Annotated in this window: 16 protein-coding genes; 12 read left to right on the top strand and 4 right to left on the bottom strand. The window is 63.6% G+C overall.

Annotated elements, in window-relative coordinates; genetic code table 11:
- Nucleotides 1-736: 736 nt before the first annotated feature.
- Nucleotides 737-1,231, bottom strand: coding sequence for a DNA methyltransferase (locus WEB52_02260; protein ID MEX2225256.1), 495 nt, complete (start codon nt 1,229-1,231; stop codon nt 737-739).
- Nucleotides 1,232-1,685: 454 nt separating this feature from the next.
- On the opposite strand from WEB52_02260, the gene WEB52_02255 reads away from it, so the two are divergent.
- Entirely contained in the window at nt 1,686-2,024 is a 339-nt protein-coding gene (locus tag WEB52_02255) for a hypothetical protein (GenBank protein ID MEX2225255.1), read from the top strand.
- Nucleotides 2,021-3,127: a hypothetical protein gene (locus WEB52_02250; protein MEX2225254.1), complete on the top strand. Its 1,107-nt coding sequence runs from the start codon at nt 2,021-2,023 to the stop codon at nt 3,125-3,127. The genes WEB52_02255 and WEB52_02250 overlap by 4 nt, the downstream gene beginning before the upstream one ends.
- A 586-nt stretch (nt 3,128-3,713) precedes the next feature.
- Here the strand turns inward: WEB52_02250 and WEB52_02245 are convergent.
- Complete coding sequence (locus WEB52_02245; GenBank protein MEX2225253.1) at nt 3,714-3,977, bottom strand: hypothetical protein; 264 nt, start codon at nt 3,975-3,977, stop codon at nt 3,714-3,716.
- Nucleotides 3,978-4,150: 173 nt separating this feature from the next.
- On the opposite strand from WEB52_02245, the gene WEB52_02240 reads away from it, so the two are divergent.
- The 6 genes from WEB52_02240 to WEB52_02215 all read left to right on the top strand — a co-directional run bounded on the left by WEB52_02240 (nt 4,151) and on the right by WEB52_02215 (nt 9,806).
- Entirely contained in the window at nt 4,151-4,306 is a 156-nt protein-coding gene (locus tag WEB52_02240) for a hypothetical protein (GenBank protein MEX2225252.1), read from the top strand.
- Nucleotides 4,307-4,784: 478 nt separating this feature from the next.
- Nucleotides 4,785-5,732 carry a deaminase gene (locus WEB52_02235; GenBank protein ID MEX2225251.1) on the top strand — a complete coding sequence of 316 codons (948 nt, stop codon included), beginning with the start codon at nt 4,785-4,787 and terminating at the stop codon, nt 5,730-5,732.
- A 130-nt stretch (nt 5,733-5,862) separates the two neighbouring features.
- Nucleotides 5,863-5,988: a hypothetical protein gene (locus WEB52_02230; GenBank protein MEX2225250.1), complete on the top strand. Its 126-nt coding sequence runs from the start codon at nt 5,863-5,865 to the stop codon at nt 5,986-5,988.
- A gap of 655 nt (nt 5,989-6,643) precedes the next feature.
- A complete protein-coding gene (locus tag WEB52_02225; GenBank protein MEX2225249.1) occupies nt 6,644-7,468 on the top strand; it encodes a Crp/Fnr family transcriptional regulator in 825 nt (274 codons plus the stop codon).
- 308 nt (nt 7,469-7,776) lie between these two features.
- Nucleotides 7,777-8,379, top strand: coding sequence for a sigma-70 family RNA polymerase sigma factor (locus WEB52_02220; protein ID MEX2225248.1), 603 nt, complete (start codon nt 7,777-7,779; stop codon nt 8,377-8,379).
- A 116-nt stretch (nt 8,380-8,495) separates the two neighbouring features.
- On the top strand, nt 8,496-9,806 hold the full coding sequence (locus WEB52_02215; protein ID MEX2225247.1) for an ATP-binding protein: 1,311 nt from the start codon (nt 8,496-8,498) through the stop codon (nt 9,804-9,806).
- Nucleotides 9,807-9,914: 108 nt separating this feature from the next.
- Here the strand turns inward: WEB52_02215 and WEB52_02210 are convergent, their stop codons facing one another.
- Nucleotides 9,915-10,214: an exodeoxyribonuclease VII large subunit gene (locus WEB52_02210; GenBank protein ID MEX2225246.1), complete on the bottom strand. Its 300-nt coding sequence runs from the start codon at nt 10,212-10,214 to the stop codon at nt 9,915-9,917.
- Nucleotides 10,215-10,320: 106 nt separating this feature from the next.
- Here WEB52_02210 and WEB52_02205 point away from each other — a divergent pair, with 106 nt between their 5' ends.
- From WEB52_02205 to WEB52_02195, 3 genes are all read left to right on the top strand, one after another.
- A complete protein-coding gene (locus WEB52_02205) occupies nt 10,321-10,788 on the top strand; it encodes an AAA family ATPase (GenBank protein ID MEX2225245.1) in 468 nt (155 codons plus the stop codon).
- On the top strand, nt 10,788-12,137 hold the full coding sequence (locus WEB52_02200; GenBank protein MEX2225244.1) for a hypothetical protein: 1,350 nt from the start codon (nt 10,788-10,790) through the stop codon (nt 12,135-12,137). The genes WEB52_02205 and WEB52_02200 overlap by 1 nt, the downstream gene beginning before the upstream one ends.
- A gap of 197 nt (nt 12,138-12,334) precedes the next feature.
- Nucleotides 12,335-12,778: a hypothetical protein gene (locus tag WEB52_02195; GenBank protein ID MEX2225243.1), complete on the top strand. Its 444-nt coding sequence runs from the start codon at nt 12,335-12,337 to the stop codon at nt 12,776-12,778.
- A 231-nt stretch (nt 12,779-13,009) separates the two neighbouring features.
- On the opposite strand, the gene WEB52_02190 is transcribed toward WEB52_02195, so the two are convergent.
- On the bottom strand, nt 13,010-13,282 hold the full coding sequence (locus WEB52_02190) for a hypothetical protein (protein ID MEX2225242.1): 273 nt from the start codon (nt 13,280-13,282) through the stop codon (nt 13,010-13,012).
- A 257-nt stretch (nt 13,283-13,539) separates the two neighbouring features.
- Here WEB52_02190 and WEB52_02185 point away from each other — a divergent pair, with 257 nt between their 5' ends.
- On the top strand, nt 13,540-13,962 hold the full coding sequence (locus tag WEB52_02185) for a nitroreductase family deazaflavin-dependent oxidoreductase (GenBank protein ID MEX2225241.1): 423 nt from the start codon (nt 13,540-13,542) through the stop codon (nt 13,960-13,962).
- Nucleotides 13,963-14,046: the final 84 nt, after the last annotated feature.

Below are 14,046 nucleotides of genomic sequence, written 5' to 3'. Positions count from 1 at the left end.
CGGTGGCCCACTTGTCCCCATGCCAAGGACTCAAAACCGCGAGGAAGTCCGCCGAGTGGATGCGCCGTGGCGAACTTAGGGGCCGAGAATACGGCCTAGATATCTATTGCGTCAACTAGTCCAAATTTGATGTCAATCTTCTCGCAGTTCCGGCATCCGGGGGGACCTCTCGCCTTCGGCATTACGGCCGCATCCATCGACTTCGGCGCCGGATACTTCGCACGTCGGGAAGTTCGATCGCACGGCTGTCCGCATGCGGATGGCTGGGTCTCTAGTCGAGGTCAACATGATGACTTGGCCCGCCAAGCACGACTTTCGACTAAGAAGCGAGGCATTGCGGAGCGCTGGCAACGAGGGTGACATTCCTCTGACTGAGGCCGAAGAACACGAGACTAAGTCGATCTGTATCGATGTAAGGCAGCGCCGTTGCATAAGGAGGCGACGTCACGATGGCATCGAAGGATGCATGGCCGTGTTCATCGTTTCCGAGCCGGCGGGCGTCGCCGATCGAGTTCGCATGCGACCGCTGCTACTACCCGTGCTCTCTTCTCAGACGAACGCAGAAGAGGCTCCATGCGATCTCCGCGCTACATCGCCTTATGCAGCCCGTTAGAGGCTCCTTTCTCGAAGCACGTTTGCTCTCAGGGCCAAGGCACCCCTTGTTCGCCAACGAGGAGCCCTTCAGGTCGCTCCATTGGCGACCGGATGAAGATGTTCTACGGTTCTGGTTCATTCCTCACGTCGTTGAGGAGATCGCCGAGATTCTCTCGTTTTGTGAAGGTGCCACCACGATCCAGGCGAGGTGGCTCTCACTAGCGGTGTTGTCGTCAATTATCGTCTCGGTTTCGAAGCAGGATTCTGAGACTCGGTATGTTCGCCAGCTGCTCAGGTACTCGCGATCGAGGCCCCCTAGGCCTTGCAGCCAATGGCGCCGCGCCCGCTTTCTCTTTGATGGCGACCCAATCACGATCGTCGAACAGAGCGCATTTTGCCGCCGATATGATTTTGCCAAAGGGTTCGCGTCGACGCCAATCGCCCGGCGCCCGAGCAACATGGCCTCCGCCAAAGTTGTGCCGCTGCCGCAGAAGGGATCAAGGACGACGTCACCTTGTGTAGACAACGTCTCTATGAGAAGGCGTGCAAGTTGGGGCACGAACTTTGCTGCGTAGGGGTGAAGGGAGTGCGTTAGGTATCCGGTATCTGAATCCGCGAACGACCAATCGGCCGACACGAGCTTCGATATGCGCACATCAGGAAGAAGAGCGCCAAGAAGGCCACGAAGAAGGCGGCGCGGGCGGCGAGCCACGATTCGTACGGGTGCGGCGTCTGCCCCGAGACGTTCCCGACGCTCAAGGCGGCGACGACGCACGCGCTGACGCACACGCAGAGCTAACCCGCCACCTCCTGCAGAACGACGCGCTCCTCGCGGGGCGTGTCGCTCTCTCTCTTGCGATCGCAACGCTGCCGCCGCGCATCGCGTACCGCCACGAAGAACCGCGAACGACGCACGAAGACGAGCGTCTCCCGCTGGCACTCATCGACGCGATCATCGCCGACGGCGAACCGTCACTATCGCTGGATAGCGGGACAGTACCTTCCGCCGGGACAAGCAGAGGTACCGATTGGTAGTGGCGCGCACATGCAGGGCGATCAAACAGGACGGCGACCGCTGCCGCTCGGCGCCCATGCATGAGCACGAGTTCTGCTTCTGGCACTCACCGGAGCACGCCGAGGAAGCGGCGCAGGCACGCAGGCTCGGCGGACAGCGGAGGCGGCGCGAGTCGACGCTCGCCGGCGCCTACGACGTCGAAGGCTTGGAGACCGTCCAGAACATCCGGCGCGTCATCGAGATCGTCACCTTCGACGCCCTCGGCATGGACAACTCCGTGGCGCGTGGCCGGCTCCTCATCTCGGCGATGCAGGCGGCGACGAAATTGCTGGAGACGGGCGAACTGGAGCAGCGCGTGGCCGAACTGGAGGCCATCCTGAAGCCGCGCCAGCAGGCGGCGAAGTCGCGGCGATGACGGACGCCAACAAGCGCCTCGACCGCATGTTCCCGCTCCTGAACGTGAAGGAGCGCGCCATCATGACGCTCCACGACTACAAGGCGAGCAAGCCGCAGGATCTCGTGCTCCTGAGCAGCACGACTGACAAGCAGACGGAGGAATTCAACCGCTACATCGGCATGATGAACGCTGCGAACAGCGACCTCGCGCACGTCATCGACATCATCCACGGACGCGCCAAGCAGGAAGAACTGCGCTTCTACTGGCTCGAGTCGATGCGCATTGCGGCCATGCAGATGTACGGCATCCGTGCAGCGTTCGCGATGAGCGGCCGCGAGCCGATCACGGAGAGCGCGTACCGCGAGCGCGAGCAGGAAGAGCGCAAGGAGCTGATCCCGATCGACGAGTGCGCGATGCTGTACACGGAGTACCACCACGCCTGGGACGACGCCGACTACGAGACGGGCGAGGACGGCAACCAGCAGCCGAGCGACGAGGCGTGGTACCGCGTGCGTGACGCCAAGCTCGCCGCGATGCGCGAGGCGGTCGTGGATGGGACGCTCATGGCGTCGGGCAAGGGCAAGCGCATGCAGATCGAGTGCGGCGCGTTCTTCGACTGGATCGGTGCGCCGGTCGCGGTGCCGCCCGACCTCGGGATCGAGTACGACGTGCGCCCCGACGAGCGCTGGCGCGAGGTGGAGCGCCGGCGGAAGGACCAGGCGTTCATCAAGACCGTGCTCGACGGCGGCGCCTGCACCTTCGACCTGCCCCTGGACATGGAGTCTGCCGCTCGTCCTGCCCGAAGACGTAGGGCGCTTCGACGAGCAGACCGCCCGCCTGGTCGCGGTGCAGCTACGCGCGGCGGTCCGCGAGAACTGGCGCGAGCTGCGGGCCGTCGAGCAGAAGATCGACGAGTTCACGGAGGAGTTCGGTGGCGAGGACGTGTGGCACCCCGGACCGCCCGTGAGCGCTTCGGCGAGGCGAAGGCGATGCTGACGGACTTGCACGAGCAGGTCCAGACGTACACCGGCGCCTTCGAGTTGGCGGAGCCAGACGACGAGCTCAACGCGATGGTCGAGCGGATCGTCGAGCGCGAGATGCGGAGCGTGCCGACGCGGTAGGCGACGGCTCCGCTCCGAATCAGCCCTGCCGGAATGCTGGTAACCTGAGGAGTCCCACGAACGTACAACACGGCCCGGTGACGTCGACGGAGTGATTCTCCGCCCGGTCGAAGGGCGAGCATCCATGAGTTCACAGAACAAGCAGACCGAACATACCCGGCACGAGTGGCTCAACCTCCGGATCGGACGCATCTGCACCGTATGCCGCTGTGTTCAGGTCATCGGACGCTTCGACGAAGCGGTGCCTTGCAAGGCTGAAGACCTCGCGAGCTGAACTTCATCGAAGGGGCGCGTCGGCGGAGCCAGGCTTGGCGTACTACCGATTGTGTACTTGAGAACTGCTCTTTGCGCCCTGCAATTTCGCACGCATGGAGATCTAGCTACACAGAGAAGGCCCGTTGAAGGGCAAATGCCGAGCAGTCCGGTCGGGGAACCCGACGACGACCTGAAGGCGATCATCGCGCGCATCGCTGATCAGGAGATCCGGGGGATTCTGAAGAACTCAGGCGGTAGCTGCCTGCGCAACACGAACGGAGGAGGTGGCCGACAACGTTTGAACCGGGTGCCACCCATGGCGGGACGCGTCCTAGTGCTGGGCTCGGACCATCTGCACAACATCGGCGAGGTAATCCGGCTCGTAGGGTTCGTGCAGGCAGATGTTTGCGTCGATCGGCGTGTCGCCCGGGGGATGCCTGCCGTCGCGAAGGCAGATGATGCAGAGGTCCGATGCGGTTCGACGCAGCAGCGACACGATCGACGCGATCGAGGCGCTGCTCTCGCGCGAGTTGATAACGAGAACGCAAGCTCCGCTCCTAGAGAGTTCTCGCTGAGCGGCAACGATCTCGGTCACGCGCGTGTTTGGTATGCCTGACTGTTGGAGGAACCACGAAACGAATTTGAAGCAGGATTCCCCATAGGCGAGCACGACTACTGGCGTCTCTGCAGATGGGTCTGAGACACGAGCAACCACCATGATGAGGACATGTTCTATTGCCGCGAGGTTACAAATCAATTGTTGGCGTCTTGAATCGTGCGACAACGATCCGATACAGCCGAGGCCTTCACGAGCGCGTTGAGGAGTACACGGGGCCGTTCGAGCTACCGGAGCCGGACGACGAGCTCGACGCGATGGTCGAGCGGATCGTCGAGCGCGAGATCCGTCACGTGCCGACGCGCTAAGCGACGAATCAGATCGCAGAGGCATTGGTACACCAGGGGTTGGGCAGGTCAGACGCGGGATTGCGTTCGCTACTGACCACTCAGTATGCTTGCGCCGGGGTGGAGCGAGGGCACCGTGACACCGCGAGACGGCTGGCAGCGTTACATCAACGCCATGCGCGATCACATGGCTGCGGACGAGCGACTCTTCGATCGCCTGCGCTACATCCTCGGCGACGCGCTCTCCCCTCCCGGCCACCTTGATCCGTTGGAGAAGGCGACCTGGAGGGATCTGCTTCGAGCGTCCGAGGCTGCGTCGATCGGGCATCGCGAAGCTCTCGATGAGTTCTTGGCCAGCGAGAGTACGCGACCTCGGTGATGGTGTCGCGCACCACCGAGCCCAACACTATTACTGCGATGTGCGCCGACCGGGCGTGCGCTCACAAAGAGTTGAGGGCTGGTAGAGTGGGCGGACACCCAGCCACTCATACAACGAGAGGTGACCGCAGCTACGGTCGAGGCTGATGACAACGACAGGTCCGGACACCAAGCTGATCGGGTGTTCATGGAGCGAGCGATAGCACTCGCTCGTCTGTGCGAGAGCGAGCCAAGAAGAGTCTCACCCAAGGTCGGAGCACTGGTGGTCCGCGATGGCGTCCTGTTGGGCCGGGCGTTCAGAGGCGAACTCGCCCCTGGAGACCACGCGGAGTTCACACTTCTGGAGAAGAAGCTGGGCGCCGCCACGCTGGCGGATGCAACGTTGTTCACCACCCTTGAGCCATGCACCAGACGGAATAGCCCGAAGCTGGCGTGTGTGGGGCGAATCATCGAGCGGCGGCTCGCCCGGGTCGTGATCGGCGTCCTCGATCCCAACGACGCTATCCGTGGAAGAGGTGAACTACGCCTCCGCGAGGCCGGCATTCAGATCGCTCGGTTCGATCCGGAACTGATGACTCAGATCGAGGAGTTGAATCGCGAGTTCGCGCGCCTGCACGTCGGTGCTCTCCAAGTTGAACGCACCAAGACGCAGACTTCCGATCCAGTTGATCCGGACCAGGTCGGACCGAACGGCCACCGAGTCGGCTACACCGAGGACGGTGACAAGGTCGAGTGGATCCCCGATGAGGACAACCCCGATGAGGTCTGGCCGTTACTTCTGCGCCGTAACGACGAGCAGATCCTTGCCACGTACAACCAGCTCTGGGAGAAGGTCTGGTGGAACCGCCACCAAGTATGGAAGCAGAAAATCCGAAGCGGCGACGAAGAGCTAAATGAGGCTCAAGAAGAGGTTTTTAAGCGTGCTTCGGATTCCGCTACGCGCATCGAGAAGAAGTACGGGCTAGAGAACTTAGGATGGGACAACTTCGAGTGGGGGTTGCTGAACGGACGCATGTCTGCCCTGTCATGGGTTCTTGGTACCGAGTGGGACGAGTCACTCGATACCTAACGTCTTGGGAACGATGAAGCACGCCACGAGAGGTTTGATTTGCGAACGGCCATGCGTGGCCGCGCGTTCGAGCTTTCGAGTTGCGCGGGTGGCCGGCGGGCGGAGGCGACTGGATCTCGGTGCGGAACAGATGACGTACCAGAGTCCCACAGGACGCCGCCGTGTCGACCTCGTCGTGGAGATCGATGATGGCTCGACCGACGTCATCGAGACCACGGCCACGGATCGGGATCGATCAACGACGCGGTTCGTCTGAGGCGCTACCGTGGCGCCGTCCCACGCACCCCACGGGCGCTATCTCGCGATAGTGAAGGCCCTAAGCAAACGTGCAGACGGACCAATGGTTGGGAGGAGATCAGCAGAAAGGCGCTGGCCAGCTTCCCCCACACGCGAAGATCAGGGTTAACCCGACGTCCGCATCGCACACAAAGACTCGAGCGCGCACCCGACGTAGCTGCGTAGCTTTAGCTGCGCCCGAGCCGCCGGCCCCGCACCCCACCGCACCGCACCGCACCGCACCGCACCGCACCGCACCGCACCGCAGGTGGAGGATAGGCGCCCTCGCCTGTCCATCGTCGCGCAGCAACCACCCGCGACGCGCGCACGACAAGAATGTAGTTGCGTAGCTTTAGCTGCGCCGGCGCCGCAGGCGATTGCCTTATTTTCTGAGGATCCCCTTCCCGGCCCGGACGGGCGGGCGAGAGGGGGATACTGGTCCGTGTTCTTAGGCACGGATACCCCTATGCGCCGCCGAGGCGTCTCTGGATCACTCGGAGGCGGCTTGACGTGCCAAAGTGATCCTTCTTGTGCCGATCGACGGATAGAAGGTGTCGCGCACACTGTGTGCGGCGCGGCTCCGTACCACATAATTGAGGTCTGATGGATATCCGTAGCGGCCTGCTGTTTCCGATTTGGATTGGCACGCCCGAACCCGGAGGCCGCCTTTGAACGCAAGCGCTCGTACTCCTCCATCGAGCCCGCATCGACGCGCGATCGCGAATCGCATCCTCTCTGCTCTCCCGAAAGCGGACTACGAGCGCATCCTTCCCGATCTGAAGGTGGTTCCGCTCAAATTCCGCATCGCCCTCCATGAGCCGGGCGACAAGATGCCGTATGTCTTCTTTCCCAGTACGGGTGTCATTTCGATGCTGACGGTGATGGGCGATGGGGCTGCGGTGGAGATCTCTACCATCGGCAACGAAGGAATGGCGGATCTCTTCGTATTCTTGGGCCTGGAAGAGTCCGACTCGAGGCTGCTCGTTCAGGTCCCCGGCAGCGCGATGCGGATGGAAAGCGAGCGGTTTCGCGAGCACGTGGAGCAGCTCCCGCGCCTACGAGCGCTCCTCGGATACTACGCCGTCGCATCGTTTGCCCTCGTCTCGCAGTCCGCGGCCTGCAATCGTATGCATCCCGTCGTCGAACGCTGCGCACGCTGGCTGCTTATGACGCACGACCGGGTGGACGCGGCTGAGTTCCCGATGACACATGTCTTCCTGTCGGAGATGCTCGGCGTCACCCGTCCGACCGTGTCCGTTGCCGCCGAAGGCCTCCAGGAAGCTGGCCTGATCACCTACCACCGCGGGAAGGTCACCGTGCTCGATCGCCCCGGCCTCGAGGCAGCAAGCTGCGAATGCTATCGCCTCGTTCGGGAGCGCTTTGATCGTTTGGCCGGGGGCAGCGACGACGACTCGAACGGGCGGCGCCTGTTGTCCTCAGGCGAGCACGCCTCGGCCTGACGCGATACGTGCGTTCTGATCAACGCAAATTAGTATGGCTTTGCAACGGTCTTCAATCAGACATACGGTCTGTCTACTTGCATACCGACCAGCCTCGGCGTATCGTCTGTAGGGGCCACCGGCGGCGTACATGCTCGTACGGTCAAGAGGTCCGACAACCGCCCCCGGAGTGGTGGGCATTTCCCCTTAAAGGCGCGGCGCCTCCTCTTCGACTCTCAAGAAGCAAACTAGCCGAACTGGATCCTCCACGTCTTTACCGAGTCCACCATTCGGGCACGCTGGCGCACTGGGCGTTAGGAAAGTTCAGTATGACCGCTGTATCCATCGAAGACGCATCCATGCCACGCCGTCTCACCGGCAGCGGAGCCGTCAACGACTGGCGGCCCACCCTCCCCGGCAGCATGGATCCGAAGACACTGCACTATGCGTACGGCGCCCATCGCGAGGCCGCGTACAGGCTCGCCTACCGGATCCTCGGTGACGGGCCCGCGTCGGAGGATGCCGTGCAGGATGCGTTCCTCAAGCTTTGGACAGGCGCCACACAGTTCGACCCGTCACGTGGCTCCATGCGCGGGCTGCTGATGACGATCGCGCGCCACACATCGATCGATGCCATACGGCGCCGTGCCCGGCGCCTGCGCACAGAAGGCGCGTATTGCACCGACGCGACACGCACAAGCGACGGGCCCGAGCAGGCGACCGAGCGCAGCGAGGACGTGCGGAAGGTCAGACGCGCACTGCTCATGCTGCCAAACAGACAACGGAGCGTGATCGAGATGGCATTCATCTCCGGGCTCACTCATCGGCAGATCGCCGCGAAGATGGCCATCCCGGTCGGCACCGTGAAAAGCCGCATGCGGCTTGGGATGCGAAAGCTCGCCTTGACCCTGGGCGACGAGCGAGAACGGTGAAGCATGTTCGTAGCCAGACACCCTGAGCCATCGTCGCGGCTGACAGGGCAGAACGGACCATCCTCATGACGGCTTTGGATCGCCTGATTGCCACCCGCCAATTCTTCCGTCGGGGCTTGCTTGTCCCTGCGCTGGTTGCCGTCGGCGCCTTTGCGCTTGCCATGTCGCTCTTGCTCGCCATCGACGATACGAACGGACGAATCGGCGGCGTCGCTGTCCTCGTGTTCGCCACAATTGCCATCGCGTCCGCGATCGTCGCGCTGTTGATCGTCGCGATCGCGAGTGTCTTGCGGATTCGCGCAGGCGATATCGAACGCGCACGGATGCACGCCATGACGACCGCGACCGATGATGGCATATGTTGCGTCGACCAGGACGGCCGGCTCACGTATGTGAATCCGGCCGCAGAGCGCATGCTGGGTTGGCGCTTCCAGGATCATAAAGGCGACGCGCTGGCAGACGTGTTCCGGCTCAGCCACCGTGAGGGGATCCCGGTGGACCAGGATCCTCCGCTCCTCGCCGCCGTCCTCGCCAGCGAGTCCTATGCCGGTCGTGATGTCGTCGTCTGTGACGACGGCCGCCTCCTCTTCGTCGACGTGCGCGTCGCGCCAATCATGCTGCATGGGGCGAAGACAGGTGCGGTTGTCGTGTTCGCCGACGACACGGACCGCAGTCGAGAGGAGCAGGCCAAGGATGACTTCGTCGGCTTCGCGTCACACGAACTGAGGAACCCGCTCACCGCGATGCTCGGGTTCTCGTCGTGGCTCGCGAGAAAGTTGGAGCAGGAGCCCTGGCGGTTCGACGCTGACACCGCAGAAGCCATTGCCGCGCTTGCTTCCGAGACCGGCAGGATGGAGTCAATCATCGAGCTGTTCCTGGATCTGACGCAGATACGCATGGACCGGCTAAGCCTCGAGCCTGATCTCGTCGACGTGACCAAGCTGCTCCGCCAGGAGGGGTCCGCGGTGAGGAGCCGTTATCCTGCCGCCACAGTCGAAGAAAGCCTCCCCAACGGCAGGGTGCTGGCGATCATGGATGAGCAGCGGTTGCGCCAGGTCGTCCTGAATCTGCTCGACAACGCCGCCAAGTACGGAGGCACAAATCCCCGCGTCATGCTCTCCCTCACAGCGTCTGACTCGATTGCCGAGATCCGCGTAAAGGACTCTGGTTCGGGCATTCCTCTCGAAGACCAGCAGCACATCTTCGAACGCTTCTTTCGAAGCGCCGCGCCGGCAACGGGCCGGAAGACGGGGTTCGGCATTGGCCTGTATGTCACCAGGCAAATCGTGGATCGCATGGGCGGCGAACTCTCGTTCATCAGCGAAGAGGGCAGCGGTACCGAGTTCACGCTTCGGCTGCCGCTCGCGCGGGAAGAGTTCCTTGACGGCGCTCGCCTTGAAACAGAGGAACCGGCACTGGCTCGTTAGCACACTCGACTGGCGATGGGCGTTGGTCTGGTCGCGGACAGACAGCCGGCGCGCCGTGCGTCCATAATGGCGTCGAAGCCCCTCACAGGAGCTTTAAGGCGGGGTGGGCTAGCGGACGGAGGCGGGGCCTGATGCTAGTCCATCCGCATTTTTCTCGTGTCGCAGGCGCGGCGGCGACCACCGACCACCGCGACATCGCAAACCGCGCTGCTGCGCCCACCCCCGAAGCTCCTGGCGCGAAGGAGTACAAATCTCCGCGGCAGCAGATGGCGTGGGAACGGTGCGATCGGCAACGAAGTCGGTGAGCGTTCTGTCCGTTTGATGTCCGATGGCGGCGATGACTGGAATCGAGCAGCCAGCGATCGCCTGGATGAGGTACCGCGACCCCGACGAGCTTCGCGTCAACACCAGGTGATTCAGGCAAGCGACGTCAACTCACCCGCCATCGGAGGTACAGACGGCCAGGGCGACGCCACTCTAGACCGCGATGCGTCCGTCGATTCCGCAGGTGACTATGGAGTACCTCCGCGACACTCTGGGCCCGGGCGCGCCGGACATCGTCGTGATGCTGCCTGAGATTCCCAGGCGTATCCCCGATCTCGAAGAGTCACCGCAGCTCGAGCCGGAGGCGGAGCGGGCGCGGCTCTTCGACAGCATCAACGCCTGGCTGCGCAACGCCGCCGAGACGAAGCCGCTGGTGATCTTCCTCGACGACCTGCACTGGTGCGACCGGCCGTCGCTGGCGCTGCTGGAGCAGGTGCCACGCGGCTGCGCCAACCAGCGCATCGTCATCGTCGGGACATACCGCGACGTCGAGGTCGACCGCGTGCACCCGCTCGCGCAGACGCTCGCGGCACTGCGGCGCATGGAGCACCACGAGCGCATCGCCGTCCGCGGCTTTACGCAGGAGTCGGTGCAGGAGCTGCTCACCGCCATCGAGTCGAGCGAGTCCACGGCTGCCGGCCGTCACGCGCTGGCGTAGTGCTGCACGATGAGTGCGAGGGCAACCCGTTCTTCATCCGCGAGGTGCTCAACAACCTCGTCGAGACCGGCAAGCTCGTGCAGCGCGACGGTGTCTGGGTGGGTACGGTCGCGTCGATGGAGGAGATGGGCATCCCCGAGGGGATCAAGGAAGTGATCGGCCGGCGTCTTTCGCGGCTGAGCGATGCCTGCAACCTCATGCTCGGCCGCGCGTCGGCGATGACCGGCGGCTTCACCTGGGACGAGCTGCGCGCTATCTGTGACGAGCCAGAAGACGGCCTGCTGGACGCGCTCGATGAGGCGCTCGGCGCGCAGCTCATCGCGGAGCGCGAGCGCAACACCTACGCCTTCACTAACGCGCTGATCCGGGCGACGCTCTACGACGAGCTAAGCACGCCGCGTCGCGTGCAGCTCCACCGGCGCATCGCCGAGGCGCTGGAGCGCCTGTACGCCCGGCGCATCGACGAGCACTTGCCGGAGCTGGCGCACCATTTCTTCGAGGCGGCGTCCGGCGGCGATCTGGAGAAGGCGATCGACTACTGCATGCGGGCCAGCGACGCGGCACTGGCCGCGATCGCGTACGAAGACGCCGTGCGGCATCTGGAGCGAGCACTTTCCCTGACGGAATTGACGGACGATCCTGGGGAGGCATTCCGGTGTCGGCTCCTTCTCCAGCTCGGCGATGCCCAGGCGCGAACGGGGAACCTCGGCCGAAGCGATCTGGCGTTTGATCGGGCGGGCCAGCTGGCACTGAGTTTCTCGCGCAACGACATGCTGGTGCACGCAGCGCTCGGCGCGCAGTTGTTTGCCCACGGCACGGGGTCGGTCAACGTTGCCCTACTCAAGGCGGCGCTGGATCGTCTTGAACCGGGCGACAGCATCGTTCGTGCTCGCTGCATGGCACGGCTGTCACCGGCGTTCGCGCAAGACGCGCGAGGCGCCGAGCTGGCGCGGGGCGCCGTCGCCATGGCCGAACGCCTGGGTGATAAGGCTTCCCTCATGCACGCGCTCGCGAGCCTTCATCGCCACCTGTTCCTTGTGGTGCCCGACCGAGTCCAGGATCGAATCGAAGTCGCCAGCCGAATACTTGCCGTGGCGGAAGAAGTTGGTGACCGAGAAATGGCGCTCGTCTCCGGACACTGCAACCTGCAGGGCGACCTCATTCATCTTGGCGAGATGAAGGCGGCGGACGTGCACATCGCGGCCCACGCCAGGCTCTCGGAAGAGCTACGCCAGGGAGCGCAGCAAGGGCACACCCTGCCCTGCAGGCCATGCGCGCGCAGCTCCGCGGGCAGTACGCCGGCGCCGATAACCTGGCTCGGGCCGCATTTGAATTTCGCAGCTCGATAGGCAACCCCTTCGCCAAATCTATCTGGCTTCTGGAGCGCTTCGCGGTGCACTGGGACAGAGGAAGTCTCAGAGAGGTCGCGAACGTCACGCCGCTTCCTCCTATCTGGGATGAACTACTCCGCGGTTTGGCGGCCGTTGAGTTGGGCGCACGGCCAGCTGCGCCGAAGCTGCTAGACCGCCTGGCAGCGGATAGCGATGTGATCCCGTTTGGCAGCCCCGCCGAGGCCTTCCAGCTCGCGCTCTGTGCGGAACTTTGTTCGCAGCTGGCGCACACAACGTCGGCGCCGGTGCTACTGCAGAGGCTCGCCCGCTATGAACAACGCACGATCACCCTGAATGACGCGTCTGTCGTGCTGGGCGCTGGCGCTCGCTACCTGGCGATGCTCGAGGTAGTGATGGGTGACTGGGACCACGCAGAACGGCATATGGAGATGGCGCTGGACACCACCCGGCGCCTCGAGTCGCCACCGTGGATCGCGCGGACGCAGCATGACTACGCGCGCATGTTGCTCGCGCGCGGCGCCGCCGGCGATCTCCAGCGCGCGCTGGCGCTAAACGCGGAGGCGCTGGCGACGGCGCGCGAGCGGGGGATGCGCAAGGTCGCCGCCGACTGCGAGCGGCTGTTGGCCACCGTCATGTAGTCGATGCGCTGTCGCTCTTGCGCATGTCTCGCGAGCATGATCTAATCCAACGGTCAGTTGCCCGTTGGGAATGACACCCGGATTCGTTCGCAGCGCGCGCGATCTTGGAACTCGAACGGCGCTGACGCCAGTCGAATCGCCGTTTGCTGCGCCAGGCGGCTAATCCTGTTAAGTGCACGTCGACAAGCTGAGCGTCAAGGCCACCTCTCACTCGGCCACGCCAGAGGGGGCTCACTTGGTCGCGAAGTTGTGCAGCTTCCGGTATCGCCGGTCCGGCACCACGCCTTCCGGAAGATTCGGCTTCACGTTCTCCTCGAACGAGCGCTGGCCGTCCTCCTCGGACTCCCATACTTCCACCACCGTCCACACACCGTCATCGCCCATACCCGCCGCGTGCGAGATGAACCCCTTCGCCTGCTTCAGCCGTGGCATCGCATTCGCGGCGATACCGTCGTAGATCTCGGGCGTCATGCCTGGGACCTTTCCTGTCATCATGACTGCCATAGATTGTGCCTCCTTTTCGTGCTTTCGACGGATCTCCGTAATACCCGAAGTCACTGCTCCTCGTCCACTGCACCTCGGCGTCGGCTTGCTCTTGCTGGCAGGCAATCACCTTCCTGTCCTGATGATGAAAGGTCAGACCTCGGAATCCCTTCAACCGCGACCGCCAACTATGACCGGCACCGCTCCGCGCTGGCGGTACGCTCGCTGCTCCTGTCAGGCTAAATGGAGTTCGCGCACACAGAGCAAGGAGCTCATCAATGCCGAATCCTGCCAGCGAAGACTTCAACAAGCAGATCATGGCCGAGTTTCACGCCAACCAGGGGAAGGTTGGAGGGCCGTTCGCGGGCGCAGACATCCTCATCTTAACCTCCACCGGAGCCCGAACAGGCCAGACGCGCTGGAATCCGCTCGTGTACACCAGGGATGGCGATCGGTTCGTCATCGTGGCGTCGAAGGGCGGGGCGCCAGCCAGCCCCGACTGGTACCACAATCTCGTGGCAAACCCTTCGGCGGTGATCGAAGTGGGCACCGACGTGATCTCCGTGGAGGCCTCGATCGCCAGGGGCGCGGAGCGCGATCGTCTCTACGCGGGGCATGCGGCGAAGATGCCGCAGTTCCTCGAATACGCCAAGAAGACCAACCGGACGATCCCGGTGATCGTACTAACCCGCAAGCGCTGACGCGGACACTATTCCTCCGTAGTGGCTGCGCGAGTACCCGCTCGTGGCGGGCGCCGACTTCCTGATCGAATCTGCAACGCCGGC

The sequence above is a fragment of the Dehalococcoidia bacterium genome, assembly GCA_040902535.1.
In the GTDB taxonomy this organism is placed as follows: domain Bacteria; phylum Chloroflexota; class Dehalococcoidia; order DSTF01; family JACRBR01; genus JBBDXD01.
Note: the sequence above shows the minus strand (reverse complement) of the source record. Positions and strands in the feature narration are given on the sequence as shown.